General features: G+C 74.6%; 19 protein-coding genes. 10 read left to right on the top strand and 9 right to left on the bottom strand.

From position 1 onward, the window contains the following. Positions 1-2: 2 nt before the first annotated feature. The 4 genes from rfaE2 to EV562_RS09065 all read left to right on the top strand — a co-directional run bounded on the left by rfaE2 (position 3) and on the right by EV562_RS09065 (position 4,610). Complete coding sequence (rfaE2, locus tag EV562_RS09080) at positions 3-1,373, top strand: D-glycero-beta-D-manno-heptose 1-phosphate adenylyltransferase (RefSeq protein ID WP_166661713.1); 1,371 nt, start codon at positions 3-5, stop codon at positions 1,371-1,373. Positions 1,374-1,792: 419 nt separating this feature from the next. Then, on the top strand, positions 1,793-2,761 hold the full coding sequence (locus EV562_RS09075) for a glycosyltransferase family 9 protein (RefSeq protein ID WP_133886532.1): 969 nt from the start codon (positions 1,793-1,795) through the stop codon (positions 2,759-2,761). Continuing rightward, positions 2,758-3,717: a glycosyltransferase gene (locus EV562_RS09070; protein WP_133886196.1), complete on the top strand. Its 960-nt coding sequence runs from the start codon at positions 2,758-2,760 to the stop codon at positions 3,715-3,717. Before EV562_RS09075 ends, EV562_RS09070 begins: the two co-directional genes overlap by 4 nt. Next, positions 3,714-4,610 (top strand): glycosyltransferase, encoded by an 897-nt coding sequence (locus EV562_RS09065; protein WP_133886195.1) that lies wholly within the window; start codon positions 3,714-3,716, stop codon positions 4,608-4,610. Before EV562_RS09070 ends, EV562_RS09065 begins: the two co-directional genes overlap by 4 nt. Before the next feature lie 116 nt (positions 4,611-4,726). Here the strand turns inward: EV562_RS09065 and EV562_RS09060 are convergent, their stop codons facing one another. After that, the gene (locus EV562_RS09060; RefSeq protein ID WP_133886194.1) at positions 4,727-5,686 is read right to left on the bottom strand and encodes a polysaccharide pyruvyl transferase family protein; all 960 of its coding nucleotides are present in this window, start codon (positions 5,684-5,686) and stop codon (positions 4,727-4,729) included. Between the two features lie 239 nt (positions 5,687-5,925). On the opposite strand from EV562_RS09060, the gene EV562_RS09055 reads away from it, so the two are divergent. Continuing rightward, positions 5,926-7,032, top strand: a complete 1,107-nt coding sequence (locus EV562_RS09055) for a winged helix DNA-binding domain-containing protein (protein ID WP_133886193.1) — start codon at positions 5,926-5,928, stop codon at positions 7,030-7,032. A 381-nt stretch (positions 7,033-7,413) separates the two neighbouring features. On the opposite strand, the gene EV562_RS09045 is transcribed toward EV562_RS09055, so the two are convergent. Beyond that, complete coding sequence (locus tag EV562_RS09045; RefSeq protein WP_133886192.1) at positions 7,414-10,245, bottom strand: LuxR family transcriptional regulator; 2,832 nt, start codon at positions 10,243-10,245, stop codon at positions 7,414-7,416. Positions 10,246-10,392: 147 nt separating this feature from the next. Further along, entirely contained in the window at positions 10,393-11,241 is an 849-nt protein-coding gene (locus EV562_RS09040; RefSeq protein WP_133886191.1) for a helix-turn-helix transcriptional regulator, read from the bottom strand. Between the two features lie 123 nt (positions 11,242-11,364). Here EV562_RS09040 and ibuL point away from each other — a divergent pair, with 123 nt between their 5' ends. Together ibuL and lbuL are read left to right on the top strand one after the other, a co-directional pair. After that, positions 11,365-13,044, top strand: coding sequence for an isobutyrate:CoA ligase IbuL (gene ibuL / locus EV562_RS09035; RefSeq protein ID WP_133886190.1), 1,680 nt, complete (start codon positions 11,365-11,367; stop codon positions 13,042-13,044). Next, complete coding sequence (gene lbuL / locus EV562_RS09030; RefSeq protein WP_133886189.1) at positions 13,041-14,663, top strand: linear/branched/unsaturated fatty acid:CoA ligase LbuL; 1,623 nt, start codon at positions 13,041-13,043, stop codon at positions 14,661-14,663. Before ibuL ends, lbuL begins: the two co-directional genes overlap by 4 nt. A 12-nt stretch (positions 14,664-14,675) precedes the next feature. On the opposite strand, the gene EV562_RS09025 is transcribed toward lbuL, so the two are convergent. Further along, a complete protein-coding gene (locus EV562_RS09025; protein ID WP_133886188.1) occupies positions 14,676-15,362 on the bottom strand; it encodes a hypothetical protein in 687 nt (228 codons plus the stop codon). Between the two features lie 147 nt (positions 15,363-15,509). Between EV562_RS09025 and gcl the strand changes: the two genes are divergently transcribed. After that, complete coding sequence (gene gcl, locus EV562_RS09020) at positions 15,510-17,294, top strand: glyoxylate carboligase (RefSeq protein WP_133886187.1); 1,785 nt, start codon at positions 15,510-15,512, stop codon at positions 17,292-17,294. A 111-nt stretch (positions 17,295-17,405) separates the two neighbouring features. On the opposite strand, the gene EV562_RS09015 is transcribed toward gcl, so the two are convergent. From EV562_RS09015 to EV562_RS08995, 5 genes are all read right to left on the bottom strand, one after another. Further along, positions 17,406-18,050, bottom strand: coding sequence for a TIGR04222 domain-containing membrane protein (locus EV562_RS09015; protein WP_133886186.1), 645 nt, complete (start codon positions 18,048-18,050; stop codon positions 17,406-17,408). A 68-nt stretch (positions 18,051-18,118) separates the two neighbouring features. Continuing rightward, positions 18,119-18,328, bottom strand: a complete 210-nt coding sequence (locus EV562_RS09010) for a hypothetical protein (RefSeq protein ID WP_133886185.1) — start codon at positions 18,326-18,328, stop codon at positions 18,119-18,121. A 272-nt stretch (positions 18,329-18,600) separates the two neighbouring features. After that, positions 18,601-20,064, bottom strand: coding sequence for a catalase (locus EV562_RS09005; RefSeq protein WP_133886184.1), 1,464 nt, complete (start codon positions 20,062-20,064; stop codon positions 18,601-18,603). Positions 20,065-20,243: 179 nt separating this feature from the next. Further along, positions 20,244-21,134: a 2-hydroxy-3-oxopropionate reductase gene (locus EV562_RS09000; protein WP_133886183.1), complete on the bottom strand. Its 891-nt coding sequence runs from the start codon at positions 21,132-21,134 to the stop codon at positions 20,244-20,246. 43 nt (positions 21,135-21,177) lie between these two features. Beyond that, positions 21,178-22,017 carry a TIM barrel protein gene (locus EV562_RS08995; protein ID WP_133886182.1) on the bottom strand — a complete coding sequence of 280 codons (840 nt, stop codon included), beginning with the start codon at positions 22,015-22,017 and terminating at the stop codon, positions 21,178-21,180. 140 nt (positions 22,018-22,157) lie between these two features. Here EV562_RS08995 and EV562_RS08990 point away from each other — a divergent pair, with 140 nt between their 5' ends. Together EV562_RS08990 and EV562_RS08985 are read left to right on the top strand one after the other, a co-directional pair. Further along, a complete protein-coding gene (locus EV562_RS08990; protein ID WP_166661681.1) occupies positions 22,158-22,439 on the top strand; it encodes a hypothetical protein in 282 nt (93 codons plus the stop codon). Next, complete coding sequence (locus EV562_RS08985; RefSeq protein WP_133886181.1) at positions 22,436-22,804, top strand: helix-turn-helix domain-containing protein; 369 nt, start codon at positions 22,436-22,438, stop codon at positions 22,802-22,804. Before EV562_RS08990 ends, EV562_RS08985 begins: the two co-directional genes overlap by 4 nt. The last annotated feature ends 46 nt before the right edge of the window (positions 22,805-22,850 follow it).

The raw sequence follows: 22,850 nt of genomic DNA, 5'->3' as shown, positions 1-22,850 counted from the left end.
CCATGGCCGACAGGACACCCCTGGTCGTGGTCGGCGACGCGCTGCTCGACCGCGACCTCACCGGCTCCGCCGACCGGCTCGCACCGGACGCCCCGGTGCCGGTGGTCGCGGAGTGCGCCGAACGGATCCGCCCCGGCGGCGCCGCCCTCGCCGCGTACCTCGCCGCCCGCGACGGCCGCGAGGTCACCCTGATCACCGGCGTCGGCGACGACCCGGCCGGTCTCGCCCTGCGCGAACTGCTCACGCCCTGGCTGACGCTGGTCCCGCTGCCGTTGACCGGCACGGTGCCGGAGAAGACCCGCGTCCTCGCCCAGGACCGTCCCGTCGTCCGCCTCGACCGGGGCGGCGGCCGGGTCCACGAGGCCACGGACGAGGCCCGTGACGCACTGCGTGCCGCCCGGGCCGTCCTGGTGTCCGACTACGGCCGGGGCGCCGCGGACGCCCTGCGCGACGTGCTCGCCGCGCGCCCGCCGCTGGTCTGGGACCCGCATCCGCGCGGGGGCCCGCCGGTGCCCGGCACCCGGCTGGTGACACCCGCCGAGAAGGAGGCCCGCGGCTTCGCGCCGGAGCAGGGCCGCCCGGGCGGCGGTCTGCGCGCCGCCGCGCTCGACGCCGCCGCCCTGGTACGCGACTGGCGGGTGGCCGCGGTGACGGTGACGCTCGGCTCGCGCGGCGCGCTCCTGTCCTACGGCGAACACCCGTTGCTCGTCCCCGCGCCCGCCGCCCACCACGGTGACTCCTGCGGCGCGGGGGACCGGTTCGCGGCCACCGCGGCCGGGCTGCTCGCCGACGGCGCGCTGGTGGGGGAGGCAGTCGAGGGCGCGGTGAGCGCGGCCACGGCCTTCGTCGCGGCGGGCGGCGCGGCCGCCGTGCCGCCCGCCGGCTCCGGCCCGTCGCCCGCCACGCCGCCCGACACGGACGACCCCGGCGTCCTCACCGCCCGGGTCCGCGCCGAACACGGCACGGTCGTCGCCGCCGGCGGCTGTTTCGACCTCCTGCACGCCGGACACGTGGGCCTCCTCCAGGCCGCCCGTCGGCTCGGCGACTGCCTGGTGGTCTGCGTCAACTCCGACGCCTCGGTACGCCGTCGCAAGGGCGGCGGCCGCCCCGTCAACCCCCTCGCCGACCGTGTCCGCGTCCTGCGCGCCCTCGCCTGCGTCGACGCGGTGGCCGTCTTCGACGAGGACACGCCCGAACGCCTCCTGGGCGACCTGCGCCCCGACGTCTGGGTCAAGGGCGGCGACTACGCCGGCGCCGACCTCCCCGAGGCCGCGCTGCTCCAGGAGTGGGGCGGGCAGGCGGTCCTCCTGCCCTACCTCGACGGCCGCTCCTCCACCGCCCTGCTGGCCCGCGCCGCCGAGGGGACCCGATGAGGACCGCCGCCCGGGACACCGCGGGCGCGGAGGACAGCGGAAACGCCGGGGACGGCGGCGCCCCGGTTCCGGGGTCGGCCGGTGGGCCGGTTACCGGGGACCCGGTGCATCCTGCGCCCGCGGGCGTGCCGAACCCGGGAGGGGCCGGCTCGGCAGCGGCCTGGTGTGAGGACGGGGTCCGGCGGGGGGCAAGGGGCCGGGGTGAGGACGGCGGCGCCCCGGTTCCGGGGTCGGCCGGTGGGCCGGTCACCGGGGATCCGGTGCATCCTGCGCCCGTGGGCGTGCTGAACCCGGGAGGGGCCGGCTCGGCAGCGGCCCGGCGTGAAGACGAGGCTCGGCGTGGGGACGAGGCCCGGCGTGGGGACGAGACCCGGCGTGAGGGCGGGGACCGGCACGAGGGCGGGGTCAGGCCCCGTGTCCTGGTGCTGCGGGCCCTCGGGCTCGGGGACCTGCTGGCCGGGGTTCCCGCCCTGCGGGCGCTGCGGCGTGCCTACCCGGGGCACGAACTGGTGCTGGCCTGCCCCGCGGAGCTGGCCCCCGTGGCCGCCGCGACCGGCGCCGTGGACCGGGTGCTGCCCGCCGCCGAACCCGGGCGCGCCGTCCCCCGCACCCTGGACTGGACCGGGTCGCCCCCCGACGTCGCCGTCGACCTGCACGGCAACGGACCGCCCAGCCACCGCCTCCTGGCCCGTCTGCACCCGGGGAGACTGCTGGCCTTCGCCCACCCCGGCACCCCCGAGGTCGACGGCCCTCCCTGGTACGCCGAGGAGCACGAACGCGACCGGTGGTGCCGCCTGCTGCGCGCCTACGGCATCGACGCCGACCCCGCCGACCTGCGGCTGCCGCGCCCCGACGCACCGTCCCCCGCCCCCGGCGCCGTCGTCCTGCACCCCGGTGCCGGCGCGCCCTCCCGCTGCTGGCCCGTGGAACGGTACGCGGCCGTCGCCGAGGCGCTGCGCGCACGCGGACGCCGGGTCGTGGTGACCGGGGGAGCGGACGAGGCGGACCTGGTGGCCCGGCTGGCCAAGCTCGCCGACCTGCCGGACACCGACGTGTTCGGCGGCGGCCTGCCCCACGACCGGCTCTCCGCCCTGGTCGCCCGCGCCCGTGCCGTCGTCAGCGGCGACACCGGCATCGCCCACCTCGCCGTCGCCCACGCCACCCCCTCCGTCACCCTCTTCGGTCCGGTGCCGCCCAGCCGCTGGGGCCCGCCGCCCCACCCCAGGCACCGGGCCCTGTGGCACCCGGGCCCGGACGGCGACCCGCACGGCCGCACGACCGACCCCGCGCTGCTGCGGATCACCCCCGGCGCCGTGCTCGACGCGTTGGACGCACTCGACGCACTCGACACCCCGGACACCCGGCACGCCCCGGAAGAGGGACCATGAGCCACGCCGCGCACCACGGCCCCACGGCCACCCGCGAACGGCACCACCCGGACCCCACGCCCCCCGCCCCCGTCGGCATCGTCATCGCCACCCGCAACCGCCGCGCGAGCCTCTCCGTCACCGTGCGGAACCTGCTCGCCCTGCCCGAGCGGCCCGAGGTGCTCGTCGTCGACAACGCGTCCACCGACGGCACTCGTGCCATGCTGGCCCGGGACTTCCCCCAGGTCCGCCTCCTCGCCCTGCCCCGCAATCGCGGCGCCCTCGCCCGCACCCACGGGGTCCGCGCCCTGGACACCCCGTACGTCGCGTTCAGCGACGACGACTCCTGGTGGGCGCCCGGCTCCCTGAGCACCGCCGCCCGCCACTTCGACCGGCACCCCCGGCTCGGCCTGCTCTCCGCCCGCACCCTCGTCGGGCCCGCCGACACCGCCGACCCCCTCAACGACCTGCTCGCCGACTCACCGCTCGGTGCGGCCGCCGACCTCCCCGGCACCCAGGTGCTCGGCTTCCTCGGCTGTGCCGCCGTCGCCCGCCGCACCGCCTACCTCGACGCGGGCGGCTACCACCCGCTGCTCTTCTTCGGTGCCGAGGAGACCCTCCTCGCCTACGACCTGGCCGCCCGCGGCTGGGGCGTCACGCACTGCCCCGACGTGGTCGCCCACCACCACCCCGACCCGCGGCCCCGCACCGGACGCCCGGCCGTCGTACGCCGCAACGAACTTCTCACCGCGTGGCTGCGCCGCCCTCTCCCGTACGCGCTGGCCCGCACCCGGGCGCTGGCCGCCGACGCCCGCCGGGACCCGCACGCCCGGCACGCCCTGCGCGAGACGCTCGCCCGCCTGCCCGCCGCCCTGCGCGCCCGCAGGCCGCTGCCCCCGCACGTGGAGCGGGCCGCCCGCCTCCTCGACGAACCCGGCACCGGGACAGCGGGCGAAGCCGACGGAGCGGCCTCATGACGGACCGCCGGACCACCGTCGTGGTCATCACCCACAACAGGTGCGCCGAACTCCTGCGCACCCTGGACCGGCTCGCCGAACTGCCCGAGAAACCCCCGGTCGTCGTCACCGACAACGGCTCGACCGACGGCACCGCCGCCGCCGTCGCCCGGCGGCACCCCGGCGTCCGTCTCCTGCGCCCCGGCCGCAACCTCGGCGCCGTCGGGCGCAACCTGGCGGTACGTCAGGTCCGCACCCGCTACGTCGCCTTCTGCGACGACGACTCCTGGTGGGCGCCCGGCTCCCTGTCCGGTGCCGCCGACCTGCTCGACCGGTACCCGGCGGTCGGCACGGTCACCGCCCGCATCCTGGTCGAGCCCGACGGCACCGAGGACCCGATCGTCGAGGAACTGCGCCACTCGCCCGTCCCGGGCCCGGACTGGCTCCCGGGACCGGCGCTCGGCTCCTTCCTGGCCGCCGCGACCGTCCTGCGCACCGGCGCCTTCCGCGCGGCGGGCGGCTTCCACCCCCGGCTGTGGCTCGGCGGCGAGGAAGAGCTGCTCGCCGCCGACCTGGCCGCCGACGGCTGGTGGCTGACGTACGCCGATCACCTGACGATCCATCACCACCCCTCCCCGGTACGTGATCCGACGGTGCGGCGCGCGCACGGCATCCGCAACACCCTGTGGTTCACGTGGCTGCGCCGCCCGGTCGGTCCCGCCCTGCGCCGCACCCTCCACCTGGCCCGCACCGTCCCCCGCGACGCCGCGTCCCTGCGCGCCTTCGCGGAGGCGACGGCCGCACTGCCGTGGGTGCTGCGCGAACGCCGCGTGCTGCCGCCGGAGGTCGAGAACCGGCTGCGTTCACTGGAACCCGCCCAGCGCGACTCGACGGCCCGCAGCTACACCGGCTGACAAGGCCCGGCACCGGCCACCGCGAGCGGGCCGCACGATGTCTCCTCCCGGGGCCGGACCGACCACCGCCGCCAACCGCCCGCACCGCCCCGCGCCAACCGCGCACCGCCCTGCGGCTATCCGCCCGGCCGCCCCGTCCTCGCCCCGCCCGGGCCCCCGGCACCCGCCCGCAACGCCTCCACCAGGCCGTCCGCGCCGTCCGGCCACGCCTCCGGCGCCGAGTCGGCCGCCCCGAACGCCGCCCCGATCCGGGCCGCCTCCGCCCGCCCGTCGGCCAGGCACCAGTCCCACCAGTGCTCCAGCAGACCCTCGGCCGCCGCCCGCCCCGGTGTCCGGACGAGCCGTTCGGCGGGCAGCAGGGCGGGCCAGCCGCAGGCGCGGGCCTGCGCCGTCACCTTCGCACCGCCCTCGACCGGGTCCACCGCCAGCACCGGGACCCCGGCCCGCAGCGCCAGGACCAGCCCGTGCAGCCGGTCGGTGACGACCAGGTCGAGCCGGGACAGCACCGCCTCCAGTTGGGCCGGGGTGCCGCACAGCCGCCAGTCGTGGGCGTCCAGCCGGGTCTCCAGCTCCAGCCGGGCACAGTCCCGGCCGCCCAGCCAGCGCGTCAGCACCGCGGCGACCTCCTCGTGCCGTCGCCGCCCCCCGTACTCGTGCTGCCCGCGGGTCAGCACCACCCCGACGACGGGCACCGCCGGGAGCGCCGGAGCGCGGGCCGCGAGATCCAGCCCGGGGCCGGGGCCGGCGGGGTCCCGGGCCAGCACCCGGTGGAAGCCGGTGACGGCGGGGGAGTCCGGGTCGACCACGGAGACGCCGACCGCGACCCGCACGCAGTGCGCGAACCGCCGGTGAACCTCCTCGACCTGCGCCCCGTGCACCGGCCCGCACACGAACACCAGCCGCGTGTACGCCGCCGGGTCCACGTCCTCGAAGTGCGTGCCGTCGGCTCGGAAACCGGGGCTCCACACGACGTCGTAGGCCAGCCCCGCGTCCCGCAGCACCCGCTCCACGCGCGCCAGCGCCAGTACGTCCCCGGCCGTCGCCTCCCCGTGCAGGAAGCTGAACCAGCCGGTCACCAGGATTCTGTCCCGTGTGTGCACAGTGCCCCCGGGTGCCCCACCGGCGACCGGGCAACCACCGGCGTCACGACCACGCGCGACGGCACGGCGTGGAAGGAGCGGAGGATGCCGGGGCAGCGCGTGGACCCGCACCGCGTGGACCCGCACCGCGTGGACCCGCACCGCGCGGGCCTGCACCCGGCCCCCCGGCTTGCCGAACCGCACTGCCGTTGCGCCCGTCCCGTACCGTGCACGCCATGACGACCAAGGCAGGAACGACGGCCCCCGTCCTCGGTGTCCGGGCCCTCAACCGCGCCACCCTGGAACGGCAGTTGCTGCTGCGCCCCGCGAGGATGTCCGCCGAGGCCGCCGTCGCCCATCTCCTCGGCCTCCAGGCCCAGGCCGTCAAGCCGCCGTACTACGCGCTCGCCGCCCGCCTCGACGGCTTCACCCCCGAGGACCTGTCCGCGCCCATGGCCGACCGGCGCGTCGCCCGGCTCGTCACCCTGCGCTCGACCATCCACACCCACACCGCCGACGACTGCCTCACCCTGCGGCCGCTGGTGCAGGCCGCCAGGGACCGGGAGCTGAACGCCTTCCGCAAGCACCTGACCGGCGTCGACCTGGACCGGCTCGCGGTCCTCGCCCGCGCACTGGTCGAGGAGGAGCCGCGCACCCTGGGCCAGTTGCGCGAGGCCCTCCTCGCCGAGTGGCCCGACGCCGACCCGCAGGCCCTCGCCGTCGCCGCCCGCTGCCGGCTCCCGCTCGTACAGGTGACGCCGCGCGGACTGTGGGGCAGGAGCGGTCAGGTCACGCTCACCACCGCCGAGCACTGGCTCGGACGCCCCACGCGGCCCGCCCCGGCACCCGACGACACCGTGCTGCGCTACCTCGCCGCGTTCGGGCCGGCGTCGGTGAAGGACATGCAGACCTGGGCGGGTCTGACCCGGCTCCGGGACGTCTTCGAACGGCTCCGGCCGCGCCTGGTCACCTTCCGGGACCCGAACGGCACCGAACTCTTCGACCTGCCCGACGCGCCCCGCCCCGACCCGGACACTGAGGCCCCGCCGCGTTTCCTGCCCGAGTTCGACAACCTGCTCCTCTCCCACGCCGACCGCAGCCGCCTCGTCCCGCCCGCGCACAAGGGCCGGACCTGGCGGAAGAACCAGCCCTTCCGCGTCCTGCTCGTCGACGGCTTCGTCGCCGGGCTGTGGAAGCTCGACGACGGCGCCCTGGTCGTCGAGCCGTTCGACACCCCTGCGAAGAGCCGGCGGGAGGAGATCGTGGCCGAGGGCGGGCGGATGCTCGCCGCGATGCACGGCGACGCCGCGTACGACATCCGCTTCGGGACGGTGCGCGGCTGACGAGGAGGCGGGGATGCCGGGACGCGGAGAAGGAGGAGACGTGGAGAGGGAGCGTTGCGGGCCGCTCGTGGAGGCTCGCAACGCTCCCCGGTCTTGCACCTGAGGGATGCTCAGGGGATCAAGGGGCGGCCGGTCTGGAGCGGGTGAACCGGGGCATGAGTCTCCTCAAGTGGTTGCCGGTGGGGGGTCGCCCGGGCGTGGGGGGTTGGACGGGGGTCTCGGGACAGACCCCCGTATGCCCGGGCGAGCGGCACGTGTTCACGCTAGAACCGGTGGTCCGGACCGCCCAATGAGGGAACCCCCTAAGGGCCTCGGGCAGGGAAAACCCTCGGTGTACCGCAGGTAAACCCGATGGTTGCGGAGGGGCCGGAGCGGCCGTGCTCAGTCCGGACGCCGGCCCGCCGCCAGCCGGACGATGTCGACCCGGGACCGGATCCCGAGCTTGCGGTACACCCGGGTCAGCGTCGCCTCGACGGTCTTGACGCTGACGAACAGCCGGGTGGCGATCTCCCGGTTGGTCGCGCCCTCCATGACGAGCGCGGCCACCTGGCGCTCCATCGGGGCGAGCCCCGCGAGACCGTCCGGCTCGGCGTCCGGCACCGGCAGCGGTCCGTCCGCCCGTGCCGCGGCGGCCGCCTCCACCCGCCGCAGCCAGGGCAGCGCCCGGCACCGCCGGAACAGCCGCGCCGCCTCGTCGTACGACACCGACTCCGGGGCCCGCCCGGCCCGTTCGGCGTGCAGCTCGGCCAGCGCGAGGACCGTGCGGGCCTCCTCGAGGCCGAACCCCAGCCCGGCCAGCCGATCCCGCGCCGACGTCAGCCGGGTCACGGCAGCCCGGTGTTCGCCCCGCGCCGCCCGCACCAGCGCCTCCGCCCGGTCGAGCACGGCGAGCACGCTGCCGCGTCCCAGCCGCAGCGCGTCCGCCCGGGTGACCTCGACGACGTCCATCGCCTCGGCCGGCTCCCCGGTACGCACCAGCGCCTCCGCGAGGTCACCCTGCCAGCGGCCGCGCGCCGGGTCGGTGATGCCCGCCCCGGCCTCCAGCTCCCGCACCCGCCGCAGCGCCCGTACGGCCGCCGCCGCGTCGCCCGCCACCAGGTGGGCGTGACCGAGCGCGGCCAGCGCCCGCGACAGGTACACGGCGTCGCCGTCCTCCTCCGTCCGCCGCACCGCCTCCCGCGCCAGCTCCAGCGCCCGGTCCGGATCGCCGCCCGCGGCCTCGGCGAGTGCCGCCAGCATCACGCCCGCGCCCTCGCCGATACCCGCGTCGCGGCCCAGGGTCAGGCTCTCCCGGGCCAGTTCGAGGGCCCGGCCGCAGTGGCCCGCGTGCAGTTCGGTCTCGGCGAGGAACCGCAGGTAGTGGACCTCGCTCTCGGCCATGCCGCGCCGGCGCACCTCGCGCAGCAGCGCGGTGACGGCGGTCCGTGCCTCGGCCAGCCGGTCGCTCATCACCAGCCAGCGGAACCGGGAGGAGCCCGCCCCGTTGTGGTGGCACGCCACCCGCGGGTCCTGCGGCTCCTGGAGCGCCCGCCGGATGGTCGCCTCGGCGTCCGGGTGGCCCATCAGCGTCTCCGACTGCGCCTGGAACGCCAGCGCGAGCAGTTCGGTGCTCCGGTCCCCGGCCCGTGCCGCCAGCCGGGCGGCGTGCGCGGCCTCCTCGCGGCCCTGGGCGAAGTCGCCCTGCACCACCAGGGAGCGCCAGGCCAGTTGGTAGTGGACCAGGGCGAGCAGCCGCGGGTCGTCGCCCGCGTCGGCCAGCGCCTGCGGGAAGACGGCGTCGACCTCGCCGATGGCCTGCCCGGCCGCCTCGATCACCGCCATCCAGGCCCGTACCCGCTCGCCGGGCTCGGTGGCCCGGGTCAGCACCTCGCGGGCGACGTCCCGGGCGAGGTCCTGCTCGCCCGCGGTGATGGCGTCCTCGGCCGCCGTGAGCCGGCGCTCGTCCGGGCCCGGTGTGCCGTCCGGCGGGGTGTGGCGGGCGGCCAGCAGCCCCAGCGAGGCGGCCACCGACGGCGCCCCGCGGTCCCGGGCCAGTGCCGCGGCCTCCGCGAGCCGCGCCGCCACCCGCGGGTCGGTGCCGGTGGTGGCCAGCGCCAGGTGCCGGGCGCGTTCGATCGGGTCGGATGCGGCCGTGGAGAGCGCCGCGTGCGCCGCCCGCCGCTCCGGCGCCGGGGCCTCGGCGTACAGCGCGGCCGAGATCAGCGGATGCGCGAACCGCAGGGTCGGTCCGTCCGGGTCGGGCGCGAGCAGCCCGAGCGCCGCCGCCTGCGCGGTCTCCGCCTCGGCGTTCTCCCGGCCGGCCGCGTGCAGCAGGGCCGGGGTGGGGCGGGCGCCGGCGCTGGCCACCAGGAGGGTGCGGCGCGCCTCGTCCGACAGCATCTCCAGGCGGGACAGGACCAGGGCGCGCAGCGAGGTCGGCACCGGTAGCGGCTCGCCCGGACGCGGTGCGGCCGGGCTCTCGGCCAGGGCCCGGCCCAGCTCAAGGGCGAACAGCGGGTTGCCGCCGCTGGTGCGGTGGATGTCGCGGACCGTGGAACGCGGCAGGCCCGCGTAGCCGCGCCCGTCCAGCAGCGTCGCGACCTGGGCGCGGGTCAGCGGCCCCAGGCGCACCGCGCGGGTGTCCGGCGGCGAGGCGCGCAGATGCCGGTCGTACTCGGCGTCCTCGCTCTCCGGACCCTCGGTGCGCACCGCGCACAGCAGACGCACCGGGGTGTCGCCCAGGCGGCGGGCGGCGAAGCCGAGGAGCTCCGCGCTGGCCGGGTCGAGCCACTGGAGGTCGTCGGCGACGACGAGTACGGGGCCCTCGACGGCGAGGGCGCGCAGCGCGGACAGGACGGCCAGACGCAGCGCGAGACCGTCGCGCCGGAGGGTGGACTCGCCGCGGCCGGTGAGCGCCGCCTCCAGCGCGGTGCGCTGGGCGGCGGGCAGGGCGGGGGAGACCTCGTCGAGGACCAGGCCCAGCAGATCGGCGAGGGCGAGGAAGGGAAGGTGGGATTCGGACTCGGTGGCCGAGCAGCGCAACACGGTGTGCGACGTGCGGGCGTATTCCGCGGCCAGGGTGCGCAGGACCGTCGACTTCCCGATTCCGGCGGGTCCGTGCAGCAGCACGCTGCCGCCGCGGGAGAGTTGCTCACGCGCCGCGTCGAACGAGTCCTCCCGCCCGATGACCAGGTCGGAGCGGCTTCCGGCAGTCCCCGCGAAGTCCCGTGGCACGGTGACCGCTCCCCTCCGTGTGTCGTGTCCGGGCCAATATTAGGCACCGGGGCATTCCCTGACGGAGATGCGGCGAGGTGAGCCGGACAACAGACACCGGAGCACGAAATGAAACACCGCCGGGACATGTGCGACCCGGTTCGCGTCCTACGGCAGCCACCCCGTTCTGCGGGCCGCCGCGACGGCCTCCGTGCGGGTGTGGGCGCCCAGCTTGCGCATCGCCGAGCGCAGATACCCCTTGACGGTCTCCGGGCCCACCCCGAGCCGCTCGGCCGCCGCCCCGTTCGTCGCGCCCGCGGCCACGCAGGCCAGCACGTCCACCTCCCGCGGTGCCAGCCGGGGCCCGGGGAGGGGTCCGTCCCCGGCCGCCAGCAGACCGCACGCCCGCAGCAGCTCGTCGCGCAGCGCCGGGTCCGCGATCCTGGGCGCCAGCGCCCGCAGCGCGGCGTGCGCCTCGCGCACCTGCTCCCAGGACGCGCCGTCCGCCGGACCGTGCGCGGCCGGCCGCGCCGACGGGGGTGCGGCCGTCGCCAGCAGGCCGTCCGCCTCGTCGCGCAGCACCAGTGCCTGCTCCACGTCCCGCGCCGCCGCCACGGCCGCGCTCAGCGTGCGGTCGCCCAGCGGCTCGGCGGTGCGCAGGGCGCCGTACAGCACCCCGCGCACCCGGCGCCGTACCACGACCGGTACCGCGAGGACCGAGCGCAGGCCCTCGGCGGCGACGGGCAGGTCGTACTCGTGGGTGATCTGCCGGGAGACGGAGTAGTCGGTCACCGCGCACGGCCGCGACAGTGCCACCGCCCGGCCGCCCAGCCCGTTGCCCGCCGTCACGGCCAGCGCGCTCAGCGCGGTCGTGGCCGTGCCGCTCAGCTCGCTGATGCGCACCCGGCGCCGCCCGGGCTCCACCAGACCGCCGAAGGCGACGGGCAGCCCGGTCGTGCGTCGCAGCCGCACCAGCGCGCCACGGATCTGCGCCGCGTCCGCCGCGTCCACCGCCACTCGTTCCGCCTCCCTCGCGACCACCGCGGGACGCCCACCCCCGTTCGGGGGTAGTGAGACCCACATCACGGATTAGACGATGGCACGGAGCCGCCCGGCAAGGTCCGGCACCGAGGAGGACAGATGACGACGGCCACGGAGCTGTTCCGCAGCGCACGGGACTTCCTGCTGGAGCACCGCGAGGACTACCCCGCCGCCTACGAGGGGTTCCGGTGGCCCCGCCCCGCGCACTTCAACTGGGCACTGGACTGGTTCGACGTGATCGCCGACGGCAACGGGCGCACCGCCCTGCACATCGTCGAGGAGGACGGCCGGGAGACCCGGGTCTCCTTCGCCGAGATGTCCGCCCGCTCCGACCGCGTCGCGAACCGCCTGCGCGAGTGGGGCGTCGGCCCGGAGGACCGCATCCTGGTGATGCTCGGCAACCAGGTGGAGCTGTGGGAGACCGCGCTGGCCGCGATGAAGCTGCGCGCGGTGGTCATCCCGGCCACCACCCTGCTCGGCCCCGCCGACCTGCGCGACCGCGTCGACCGCGGCCGGGTGAAGCACGTGATCGCGCGCTCCGAGGACACCGGCAAGTTCGACGACGTGCCCGGCGACTACACGCGCGTCGCGGTCGGCGGCGGCCCTGAGACGGCACCGGGCTGGCGGTCCTACGAGGACGTGTACTCGGCCTCCGACGCGTTCACCCCGGACGGCCCGACCGCCGCCGACGACCCGCTGATGCTGTACTTCACCTCCGGCACCACCGCCCGCCCCAAGCTCGTCGAGCACACCCACGTGTCCTACCCCGTGGGGCACCTGGCGACCATGTACTGGATCGGCCTGACCCCCGGCGACGTGCACCTGAACATCTCCTCGCCGGGCTGGGCCAAGCACGCCTGGTCGAACCTGTTCGCGCCGTGGAACGCCGAGGCGACCGTCTTCCTGTACAACTACACCCGCTTCGACGCGGGCCGCCTGATGGCCGAGATGGACCGGGCCGGGGTGACCACCTTCTGCGCCCCGCCGACCGTGTGGCGGATGCTCGTCCAGGCCGACCTCACCCGGCTCACCACCCCGCCGCGCGAGGTCGTCGCCGCCGGCGAGCCGCTCAACCCCGAGGTGATCGAGCAGGTCCGCCGTCTGTGGGGCAGGACCGTCCGGGACGGCTTCGGCCAGACCGAGACCGCCGTCCAGGTGTCCAACAGCCCCGGCCAGGTGCTGAAGACCGGCTCGATGGGCCGCCCCAGCCCCGGCTACCGCGTCGAACTCCTCGACCCGGTGAGCGGCGCGCCCGGCGCCGACGAGGGCGAGATCGCCCTGGACCTGTCCGCGCGTCCCGTCGGCCTGATGACCGGCTACCACGGCGACCCGGACCGCACGGCCGAGGCGATGGCCGGCGGCTACTACCGCACCGGTGACATCGGCGCGCGCGACGAGGACGGCTACCTGACCTACGTGGGCCGGGCCGACGACGTGTTCAAGGCCTCCGACTACAAGATCAGCCCCTTCGAGCTGGAGAGCGCCCTGCTGGAGCACGAGGCGGTCGCCGAGGCCGCGGTCGTGCCCGCCCCGGACGACCTGCGCCTGGCGGTGCCGAAGGCGTACATCGTGCTCGCGGCCGGCTGGGAGCCCGGCCCGGACACCGCGAAGGTGCTCTTCGAGCACTCCCGCCACACCCTCGCCCCGTACAAGCGGGTACGCCGCCTGGAGTTCGGCGAGCTGCCCAAGACCGTCTCCGGCAAGATCCGCCGGATCGAACTGCGCGAGGCCACGGCGGCCGGCTCCGCGAACGAGTACCGCGAGGAGGACTTCCGGTGACAGCGTCCCCGGCCCAGCCGTCCTACGCCCACGGCACCAGCACCTCCCCGCTGCTCGGCGACACCATCGGCGCGAACCTCGACCGCGCGATCGCCGCCCACCCCGGCCGCGAGGCCCTCGTCGACGTCCCGTCCGGACGGCGCTGGACCTACGCCGAGTTCGGCGCCGCCGTCGACGAGGTGGCACGGGGGCTGCTCGCCAAGGGCGTCACCAAGGGCGACCGGGTCGGCGTCTGGGCGGTCAACTGCCCGGAGTGGGTCCTCGTCCAGTACGCCACCGCCCGCATCGGCGTCATCATGGTGAACGTCAACCCGGCCTACCGGGCGCACGAGCTGGAGTACGTGCTCCGGCAGTCCGGCATCACCCTGCTGGTCGCCTCGCTCGCCCACAAGAGCAGCGACTACCGGGCGATCGTGGAGCAGGTCCGCGGCCGGTGCCCGGCGCTGCGCGAGACCGTCTACATCGGCGACCCGTCCTGGGACGCGCTCACGGCGGGCGCCGCCTCGGTGCCGCGCGAGCGGATCGACGCGCTCGCCGCCGAGCTGAGCTGCGACGACCCGGTTAACATCCAGTACACCTCCGGCACCACCGGCTTCCCCAAGGGCGCCACCCTCTCCCACCACAACATCCTCAACAACGGCTACTGGGTGGGCCGCACGGTCGGCTACACGGAGCAGGACCGGGTGTGCCTGCCGGTGCCCTTCTACCACTGCTTCGGCATGGTCATGGGGAATCTGGGCGCCACCTCCCACGGCGCCTGCATCGTCATCCCCGCCCCGTCCTTCGAACCGGCGGCGACGCTGGAGGCCGTGCAGCGCGAGCGGTGCACGTCCCTGTACGGCGTCCCGACCATGTTCATCGCCGAGCTGAACCTGCCCGGCTTCGCCTCCTACGACCTCACCTCCCTGCGCACCGGCATCATGGCGGGCTCGCCCTGCCCGGTGGAGGTGATGAAGCGGGTGGTCGCCGAGATGCACATGGAGCAGGTCTCCATCTGCTACGGCATGACCGAGACCTCCCCGGTCTCCCTGCAGACCCGCATGGACGACGACCTCGAACACCGCACCGGTACCGTCGGCCGCGTTCTGCCCCACATCGAGGTGAAGGTCGTCGACCCGGTCACCGGCGTGACCGTGCCCCGCGGCGAGGCGGGTGAACTGCGCACCCGCGGCTACAGCGTGATGCTCGGCTACTGGGAGGAGCCGGAGAAGACCGCCGAGGCCGTCGACCCGGGCCGCTGGATGCACACCGGGGACCTCGCGGTGATGCGCGAGGACGGGTACGTGGAGATCGTCGGCCGGATCAAGGACATGATCATCCGGGGCGGCGAGAACATCTACCCGCGCGAGGTGGAGGAGTTCCTGTACGCCCACCCGAAGATCGCGGACGTCCAGGTCGTCGGCGTACCGCACGAGCGCTACGGCGAAGAGGTCCTGGCCTGCGTCGTCACACGCGACGCCGCCGACCCGCTCACCCTGGAGGAGCTGCGCGCCTACTGCGACGGACGGCTCGCCCACTACAAGGTGCCCAGCCGTCTCCAGCTCCTGGACTCGTTCCCGATGACCGTCTCGGGGAAGGTGCGCAAGGTGGAGCTGCGGGAGCGGTACGCCCGCCCGTAGCGGCGCGACGACTCAGCCGGCCGTGGCGTCCAGCGCCACGGCCGGCGCGTTGACCGGACGCGGTACCCCCGTCGGGTCCAGCACGAAGAGCGGCACGTCCAGCAGGTCGGCGCGGGCGCGGGCGTCCTCGGCGTACCCGGCCAGCGAGAAGTGGAGCCCCCGCGCCGACTCCGCCATGGCCGTCAGCCACAGGCACTCCACGTCCCGCGCCGGGACGGGCCCCGCCGTCGGATCCACCTGGACGACGACGCCGGGCGCGGCCAGGCCGATGCCGGACAGGGGCCGCTGGTCGGCGCGGCGCACGTTGCGGTGACCCAGCCCCCGCAGATACAGGACGGCGGCGGTGACCGCGTCGCGGGCGGTGCGGATCGGGACGGCCCGGTGCGCCGGGACCCGTGACCCGGGGACGCGCCCGGCCCGGCCCGTCGCCACGGGGTCCACCGGCACGCACAGCACCGTCCCGCACGGGCAGCCCAGCTCCGGCCGAGGCCAGTGGCTCTCGGCCCCGCAGGCCGCGCAGCGCAACCCGATCCACTCCTCGTCCCACGCCCGGTGGGTGACCTCGGTGGCGGCCCCGCGCGGATCCAGCTCCGGCGCGACGGGCGCCCCGCAGGCGCAGGGATACGACGGTGCCGTGTAGCGGTGCCGGCGCCCGCAGGCGGTGCAGCACACCGAGATGGTCCCGGACATGACCCCCATCGTCCTCTCTTGACGGTCCCCGGCTGCCCACTTACATTACTTCCAGATCGTAGAAAACAAATTTCGCTATACGGAAGTTGCTACGGAAGAAGCTCACCGCGGGGCGCGACGGGAGTGCGAATCCGACAGCCGGAGCAGGAGTACTCGATGGCTCGTATGACCGCTGCCCGAGCGGCAGTTGAGATTCTCAAGCGCGAGGGCGTCACCGACGCGTTCGGTGTGCCGGGCGCGGCGATCAACCCCTTCTACGCGGCACTCAAGGCGTCCGGCGGTGTCCAGCACACCCTCGCCCGCCACGTCGAGGGCGCCTCGCACATGGCTGAGGGCTACACCCGGACCCACCCCGGCAACATCGGTGTCTGCATCGGCACCTCGGGCCCGGCCGGCACCGACATGATCACCGGCCTGTACTCGGCGATCGGCGACTCGATCCCGATCCTGTGCATCACCGGCCAGGCGCCGACCGCGGTGATCCACAAGGAGGACTTCCAGGCCGTCGACATCGCCTCGATCGCCAAGCCGGTCACCAAGATGGCCGTCACCGTCCTGGAGGCCGCGCAGGTCCCCGGCGTCTTCCAGCAGGCCTTCCACCTGATGCGTTCCGGCCGCCCCGGCCCGGTCCTCATCGACCTGCCGATCGACGTCCAGCTGACCGAGATCGAGTTCGACCCGGAGACCTACGCGCCGCTGCCGGTCTACCGGCCCACCGCCACCCGCGCGCAGGTCGAGAAGGCCATCGGCCTGCTCAACGCCGCCGAGCGCCCGCTGCTCGTGGCCGGCGGCGGTGTCATCAACGCCGACGCCGCCGACCTGCTCGTGGAGTTCGCCGAGCTGACCGGCACCCCGGTCGTGCCGACCCTGATGGGCTGGGGCATCCTGCCCGACGACCACGAGCTGAACGCCGGCATGGTCGGTCTGCAGACCTCGCACCGCTACGGCAACGCGACCTTCCTGGAGTCCGACTTCGTCCTCGGCATCGGCAACCGCTGGGCCAACCGCCACACCGGCAAGCTGGACGTCTACACCGCCGGGCGGAAGTTCGTCCACGTCGACGTCGAGCCGACCCAGATCGGCAAGATCTTCGCCCCGGACTACGGCATCGCCTCCGACGCCAAGGCCGCCCTGGAGCTGTTCGTCGAGGTGGCCAGGGAGCTGAAGGCGGCCGGCAGGCTGCCCGACCGCTCCGCGTGGGCGGCCTCCGCGCAGGAGCGCAAGGCGAGCCTCCAGCGCCGTACGCACTTCGACGACATCCCGATCAAGCCGCAGCGCGTCTACGAGGAGATGAACAAGGCCTTCGGCCCGGAGACCCGGTACGTCTCCACCATCGGCCTCTCCCAGATCGCCGGCGCCCAGATGCTGCACGTCTACCGCCCGCGGCACTGGATCAACTGCGGCCAGGCGGGACCGCTCGGCTGGACCGTCCCGGCCGCCCTCGGCGTCGCCAAGGCCGACCCCGACGCCCAGGTCGTGGCGCTCTCCGGCGACTACGACTTCCAGTTCATGCTGGAGGAGCTGGCCGTCGGCGCCCAGCACAAGATCCCCTACATCCACGTCCTGGTGAACAACTCCTACCTGGGCCTGATCCGCCAGGCACAGCGGGCGTTCGAGATCGACTTCCAGGTCAACCTGGAGTTCGAGAACATCAACTCGCCCGAGCTGGGCGTCTACGGCGTCGACCACGTCAAGGTCGCCGAGGGCCTGGGCTGCAAGGCGATCCGGGTGACCGACCCCGCCGAGCTGGGCACGGCCCTGGAGCAGGCCAAGAAGCTCGCCGCCGAGCATCGGGTGCCGGTCGTCGTCGAGGCGATCCTGGAGCGCGTCACCAACATCTCCATGTCGGGCACCAACGACATCAGCAACGTCGTGGAGTTCGAGGAGCTGGCGACCGAGCCGGGCCACGCCCCGACCGCGATCAAGCCCCTGAAGGCCTGACGCGCCCGGCGCCGAGCGCGCCGAACGCCGAGAGCGGTCCGTCCCCCAGGGGCGGGCCGCTCTCGGCGTCCGTACGTCGTGCACCGGTGTACGCGGCACGCGTCCGTGCGCTCAGTCCGAGCCCCCGCCCCCCGAGCCGCGACCCCCCACCTGGTCCCCGTGGCCGGTACCGCCCCGGTCGCCGGAGACCGAGTCCCCGTACGCGTCGCGCCACCTCGGGAACCTGCCGCGGCCCAGCGAGAAGCGCACTCCCTCGGCCGGCGCGCCCGGGGCGACGAGCCCGGTCCGCAGCGCGAAGCGCGGCAGGAGCAGCCGCAGCGCGGCATCGCCGTGCAGGGCGACCGCGAGCAGTGTGTCGCCGTCCGTCAGCCCGTGCCGGGCCGCCGGCAGCGGGTGCCGTTCCCGCCAGAACGCCACGCGCCGCCGGGCGCCGCGGGTCGGCCTGAGCCAGGGGTGGCCGAGCAGCCCGGCCTCGGCGAGCGGGATGCGCGTCAGGGCCAGAGCGAGGCGCACGTCCGGGTGCCGGACCAGCTCCCGGGCGGTGAGCGGCTCGTGCAGACAGTCCAGGACGGTCCCCTCGAACGGACCCAGCCCGTCCGGCTCGGGACCCGCCGCGCACAGCGTCCTGCGCGGGCCGCTCTCGACTGCGCCCAGCAGGTGCAGGGCGACCAGCGCCACCGTCACCGCGGCCGGCGGACCGCCGCCCAGCAGCGCCACCTGGTGCGGCTCCCACCCGGTCTCCGCGCCACCGTCCACGACACCACCCCCGTGCGCCCCGTGCTGTGCCCGGGTTGTGCCCGCAGGGCGGGGCTCCTACGCGCGCTTTAGTCCTCGTGGTGCTCGTGCAGCCCCGGCCAGTCCTCCGGGCCGCCGCCCTGCCACTCGACCAGGTCGCTGTCCTCGACGTCCGTCACGTAGAGGCCGGCCAGGCGCAGCAGTTCGGCGACGTCGTCGAGGTGCGAGGCGACGCCCAGGGTCTCCTCGCCGGAGGTGACCCGTCGGGATCCGTCGAGCGCGGGGGAGTGGACGACGATGTGCGGGTGCCCGGACGGGGTCGTGGGGCCTCTCGGGGGAGGCGAGTGGCTGGGACCGCGGCGGTGCGACGGGCCGGAACGGCTCCTCCCCTCAGGTCGTAGGAGAAACGTCCGTGCCCTTCACCACCGCACTGGCTCGCAGGCCGCCGCGGTCCTCGCCCTGCCCGCGCCGGCACCTGGCGGTCACCCCTCATCCGGGCCGCTTCGGTGCCTGCGCGGGCCGCGCACACGGCCCGGCCTCCCCGCCGGGTTCCGTGCACGAGCCGGTGGGGTCAGTCCTCGCGCAGGGCGCGGACCGCCTCCTCCACGCGCTTGCCGTACTCCGGGTCGGCGGCGTGGAAGTGCGCGAGGTTCTTCTCGACCACGTCGTTGCGGGAGACCTGGGACAGGCCGCCGGCGAGGTTCGCGACCAGCCGCTGCTTCTCGTCCTCGCTCATCAGCCGGTACAGCGCACCGGCCTGCACGAAGGGGTCGTCCTTGGTGTGCAGCGGCGCCTCGTGGGTGCCGGTGTGGCCGGATACCGGGAGCGCGGCGGCCAGCGGACGGCCGGTCTCCACCGGGCCGTCGTAGGAGTTCGGCTCGTAGTTCTTGGCGTACCGGCCCTGGGAGTTGGCCGCCATCAGACCGTCGCGGCCGTAGTTGGCGGCGCCGCCGGGCACGGCCTTCGGGGCGTTCACCGCGAGCTGGGTGTGGTTGACGCCCAGGCGGTAGCGGTGCGCGTCCGCGTAGGCGAACAGGCGGCCCTGGAGCATCTTGTCGGGGGAGGGGCCGATGCCCGGAACGAAGTTGTTCGGGGAGAACGCGGCCTGCTCGACCTCCGCGAAGACGTTGTCCGGGTTGCGGTCGAGCACCAGGCGGCCCACGCGGCGCAGCGGGTAGTCGGCGTGCGGCCACACCTTGGTCACGTCGAACGGGTTGAAGCGGTAGTTCGCCGCCTCGGCCACCGGCATCAGCTGCACGTGCAGCGTCCAGGACGGGTACACGCCCCGCTCGATGGCCTGCACCAGGTCCGTCTGGTGCGAGGTGGGGTCCTCGCCCGCGAGCTTGGCGGCCTCGTCGGCGGTCAGGCAGCGGATGCCCTGGTCCGTCTTGAAGTGGTACTTGACGAAGAAGGACTCGCCCTTCGCGTTCGTCCACTGGTAGGTGTGCGAGCCGAAGCCGTCCATGTGGCGGTAGGACGCCGGGATGCCGCGGTCGCCCATCAGCCAGGTGACCTGGTGCGTCGCCTCGGGGGAGTGCGCCCAGAAGTCGAAGACGTTGTCCGGCTCCTGGCGGCCCGTGAACGGGTCGCGCTTCTGCGAGTGGATGAAGTCGGGGAACTTGATCGGGTCCTTGATGAAGAACACCGGGGTGTTGTTGCCGACGAGGTCGTAGTTGCCCTCCTCGGTGTAGAACTTCACCGCGAAGCCGCGCGGGTCGCGGACCGCGTCCGCGCCGCCGAGGGAGTCGGCCACGGTGGAGAAGCGCAGGAAGACCTCGGTGCGCTTGCCGACCGTGTTCAGGAAGTCGGCGTGCGTGAAGCCGGTGACGTCGTCGGTCACCTCGAAGTGGCCGTAGGCGCCGGAGCCGCGGGCGTGCACCACGCGCTCCGGGATGCGCTCGCGGTTGAAGCGGGCGAGCTTCTCGATGAGGTGCTGGTCCTGGATCAGGAGCGGGCCGCCGATGCCGGCGGAAGCGGAGTTCTGGTTGTCGGCGACCGGGGCGCCGGACTCGGTGGTGAGCACGCGCTGCGACATCGTGGGCCTTCCATGCGAGGGGTGCAGCGGAAACTTGTTTCCGCTTTGTGGAGCTTAGATTTGGGGCAAGGGCACGTCAACAGTTTGTTGAAGTGGGTTCCGGGCGGCGCCGCCGCTCGGGCGCGACATGACAGGTGTCAGCAGCGGCGCCGCCCGGAGGTCTCATGCGGTGCGGACGGTCAGACCCGGTCGCCGGAGAGGCGCTCCACGGCCCGCAGCAGGGCCGAGTGGTCCAGGCCGCCGTCGCCCTGGGCGCGCAGCGACGCGACGAGCTGGGCCACCACGGCGCCCACCGGCAGCGCGGCGCCGACGTTGCGGGCGGCGTCGGTGACGATGCCCATGTCCTTGTGGTGCAGGTCGATGCGGAAGCCCGGCTTGAAGTCGCGGTCCAGGAAGTTGTCCTTCTTCCGCGTCAGCACGGTCGAGCCGGCCAGGCCGCCGTTGAGGACGTCCAGGGCGGCCTTCAGGTCCACGCCGGACTTCTCCAGGAAGACCACGGCCTCGGCGCACGCCTGGATGTTCACGGCGACGATCAGCTGGTTGGCGGCCTTCACGGTCTGGCCCGAGCCGTGCGGACCGCACAGCACGATGGTCTTGCCGAGCGCCTCCAGGAGCGGCTTGGCCTCGTCGAAGTCGGCCTGCTCACCGCCGACCATGATGGACAGCACGGCCTCGATCGCGCCGGCCTCGCCGCCGGAGACCGGGGCGTCCAGGACGCGGACGCCCTTGTCCTTCGCGGCCTTCGCCAGGTCCACGGAGGTCTGCGGGGTGATCGAGGACATGTCGACCAGCAGGGCGCCGGACTTCGCGTTCTCCAGGATGCCCTCGGGACCGTAGGCGATGGCCTCGACCTGAGGGGACGCGGGCACCATGGTGACGATCACGTCGGCGTCGCGGACGGCCTCGGCGATCGAGCCGGCCGCGGTGCCGCCGGCGGCGGACAGCCGGTCCAGCTTCTCCTGCTCCAGCGTGAAGCCGGTGACCTGGTAACCCGCCTTGATCAGGTTCTCGGACATGGGCGAGCCCATGATGCCGAGACCGACCCAGGCGACCTTGGGGAGTGTGCTCATGATGGGTACCTCTCTGGCAATCTCTGAAAAGTTCCGCGGGTGCTCAGCGGGCCGCGCGGGCCTCGGCCGGCAGCCACGCGAAGGACTGGGCGCTGGGGTTGTCGCCGGGCTTGTACTCCAGGCCGACCCAGCCGTCGTATCCGGCCTTCGCCAGGCGGTCGAGCAGCTCCTCCAGCGGGAGGGAGCCGGTGCCGGGGGCGCCGCGGCCCGGGTTGTCGGCGATCTGCACGTGGCCGGTCTTCGCGGCGTACGCGTCGATCACCTGCGGCAGGTCCTCGCCGTTCATGGACAGGTGGTACAGGTCCATGAGGAACTTGGCGTTGCCGAGCCCGGTGGCCTCGTTGACCTTGTCCACGACCGCGATCGCGGCCGGCGCCGACACCAGCGGGTACAGCGGCGACTCGGGCTTGTTGAGCGCCTCGATCAGCAGGACCGCGCCGATCCGGTCGGCCGCGCGGGCGGCGAGGACCAGGTTCTCCAGCGCGAGCGCGTCCTGCTCGGCCGGGTCCACGCCCTCGACCCGGTTGCCGTACAGGGCGTTGAGGGCCGTGCAGCCCAGCGACCGGGCGAAGTCGGCGGCCACGTCGATGTTGGCGCGGAAGCGCTCCGACTCCTCGCCGGGGACCGACAGCGCGCCCCGGTCGGGACCGGGCAGCCGGCCGGCGTAGAAGTTCAGGCCGGTGAGCTGGACGCCCGCGTCCTCGATGGCCGCCTTCAGGGCGTCGAGCTCGGACTGCTCGGGGGTGGGCGAGTCGATCCAGGGCCACCACAGCTCGACCGCGGTGAAGCCGGCCGCGGCGGCGGCCGCGGGACGCTCCAGGAGCGGGAGTTCCGTGTAGAGGATCGACAGGTTGACGTTGAAGCGCTGGTCTGCGAATCCCATCGGGTGCCGCGCTCCCTTCCGCTCGATGATGTTTCCGTATTACGGAAGTTCGTTTCTGCTTAATGGAAGATTGCCGGGGAGGTGTCGCACTTGTCAAGAGGGGGCGGCGCAATGCGGTCACCCCGCGTTAGGTTGACCGGGTGCGATTGAGAGTGGAGTTCACGACCGAGCCCTTCGACCTGGACGAGGCGCCCGCCCATGCGGTGGTGGCCCGGGAGGTCGTCGAGGCGGCCGAGCTGGACGCGGTCGACGTCGGCCCCTTCGGCAACACCGCCGAGGGCGGCGCCGACCGGGTGCTCACCGCCGTGGACGCGCTGCTGCGCCGTTCCCTCGATGCGGGCGCCACCCGGATCTCGCTCCAGGTCAACGTGGTCGCGGAAGGCGCCGAAGGGGATCGCGCCGAAGGGGAGGGCGAGCGGTGACCGGCCCGGCCGAGGAGCCGTTCATCGCGGCCGTCAAGCCCCTGGTCGACGCCATGGGCGGCGAGATGCTGCCGCCGGACGAGGCCGGCCTGGAGGACGTCGTGCTGTCCTGGGAGGGCGCCGACGTCGTCGCCGTACGCCTGCCCCAGCTCGCCGACTCCCTGGACCACATCCTGGCCGCCATGGAGCGCCGCCGGGGCAGGCCGCTGGCCGACCTGGACCGCCGGACCAAGCAGGAGGTCGTCCGGGCCCTGGAGGCGCGCGGCGCCTTCGCCGTGCGACACGGCGTGGAGACAGTGGCGAGCGCGCTCGGCGTCAGCCGTTTCACCGTGTACAACTACCTCAACCGGGAGAAGGGCGCCTGACCTGCAAGGTTCCCGCACGCTCCCCGCCGCCGTCCGGTCACCGGGC

It is taken from the genome of Streptomyces sp. BK208, from assembly GCF_004364245.1.
In the GTDB taxonomy this organism is placed as follows: domain Bacteria; phylum Actinomycetota; class Actinomycetes; order Streptomycetales; family Streptomycetaceae; genus Streptomyces.
The sequence above is the reverse complement of the archived record's forward strand: the minus strand, read 5'-3'. Positions and strand labels throughout refer to the sequence as shown.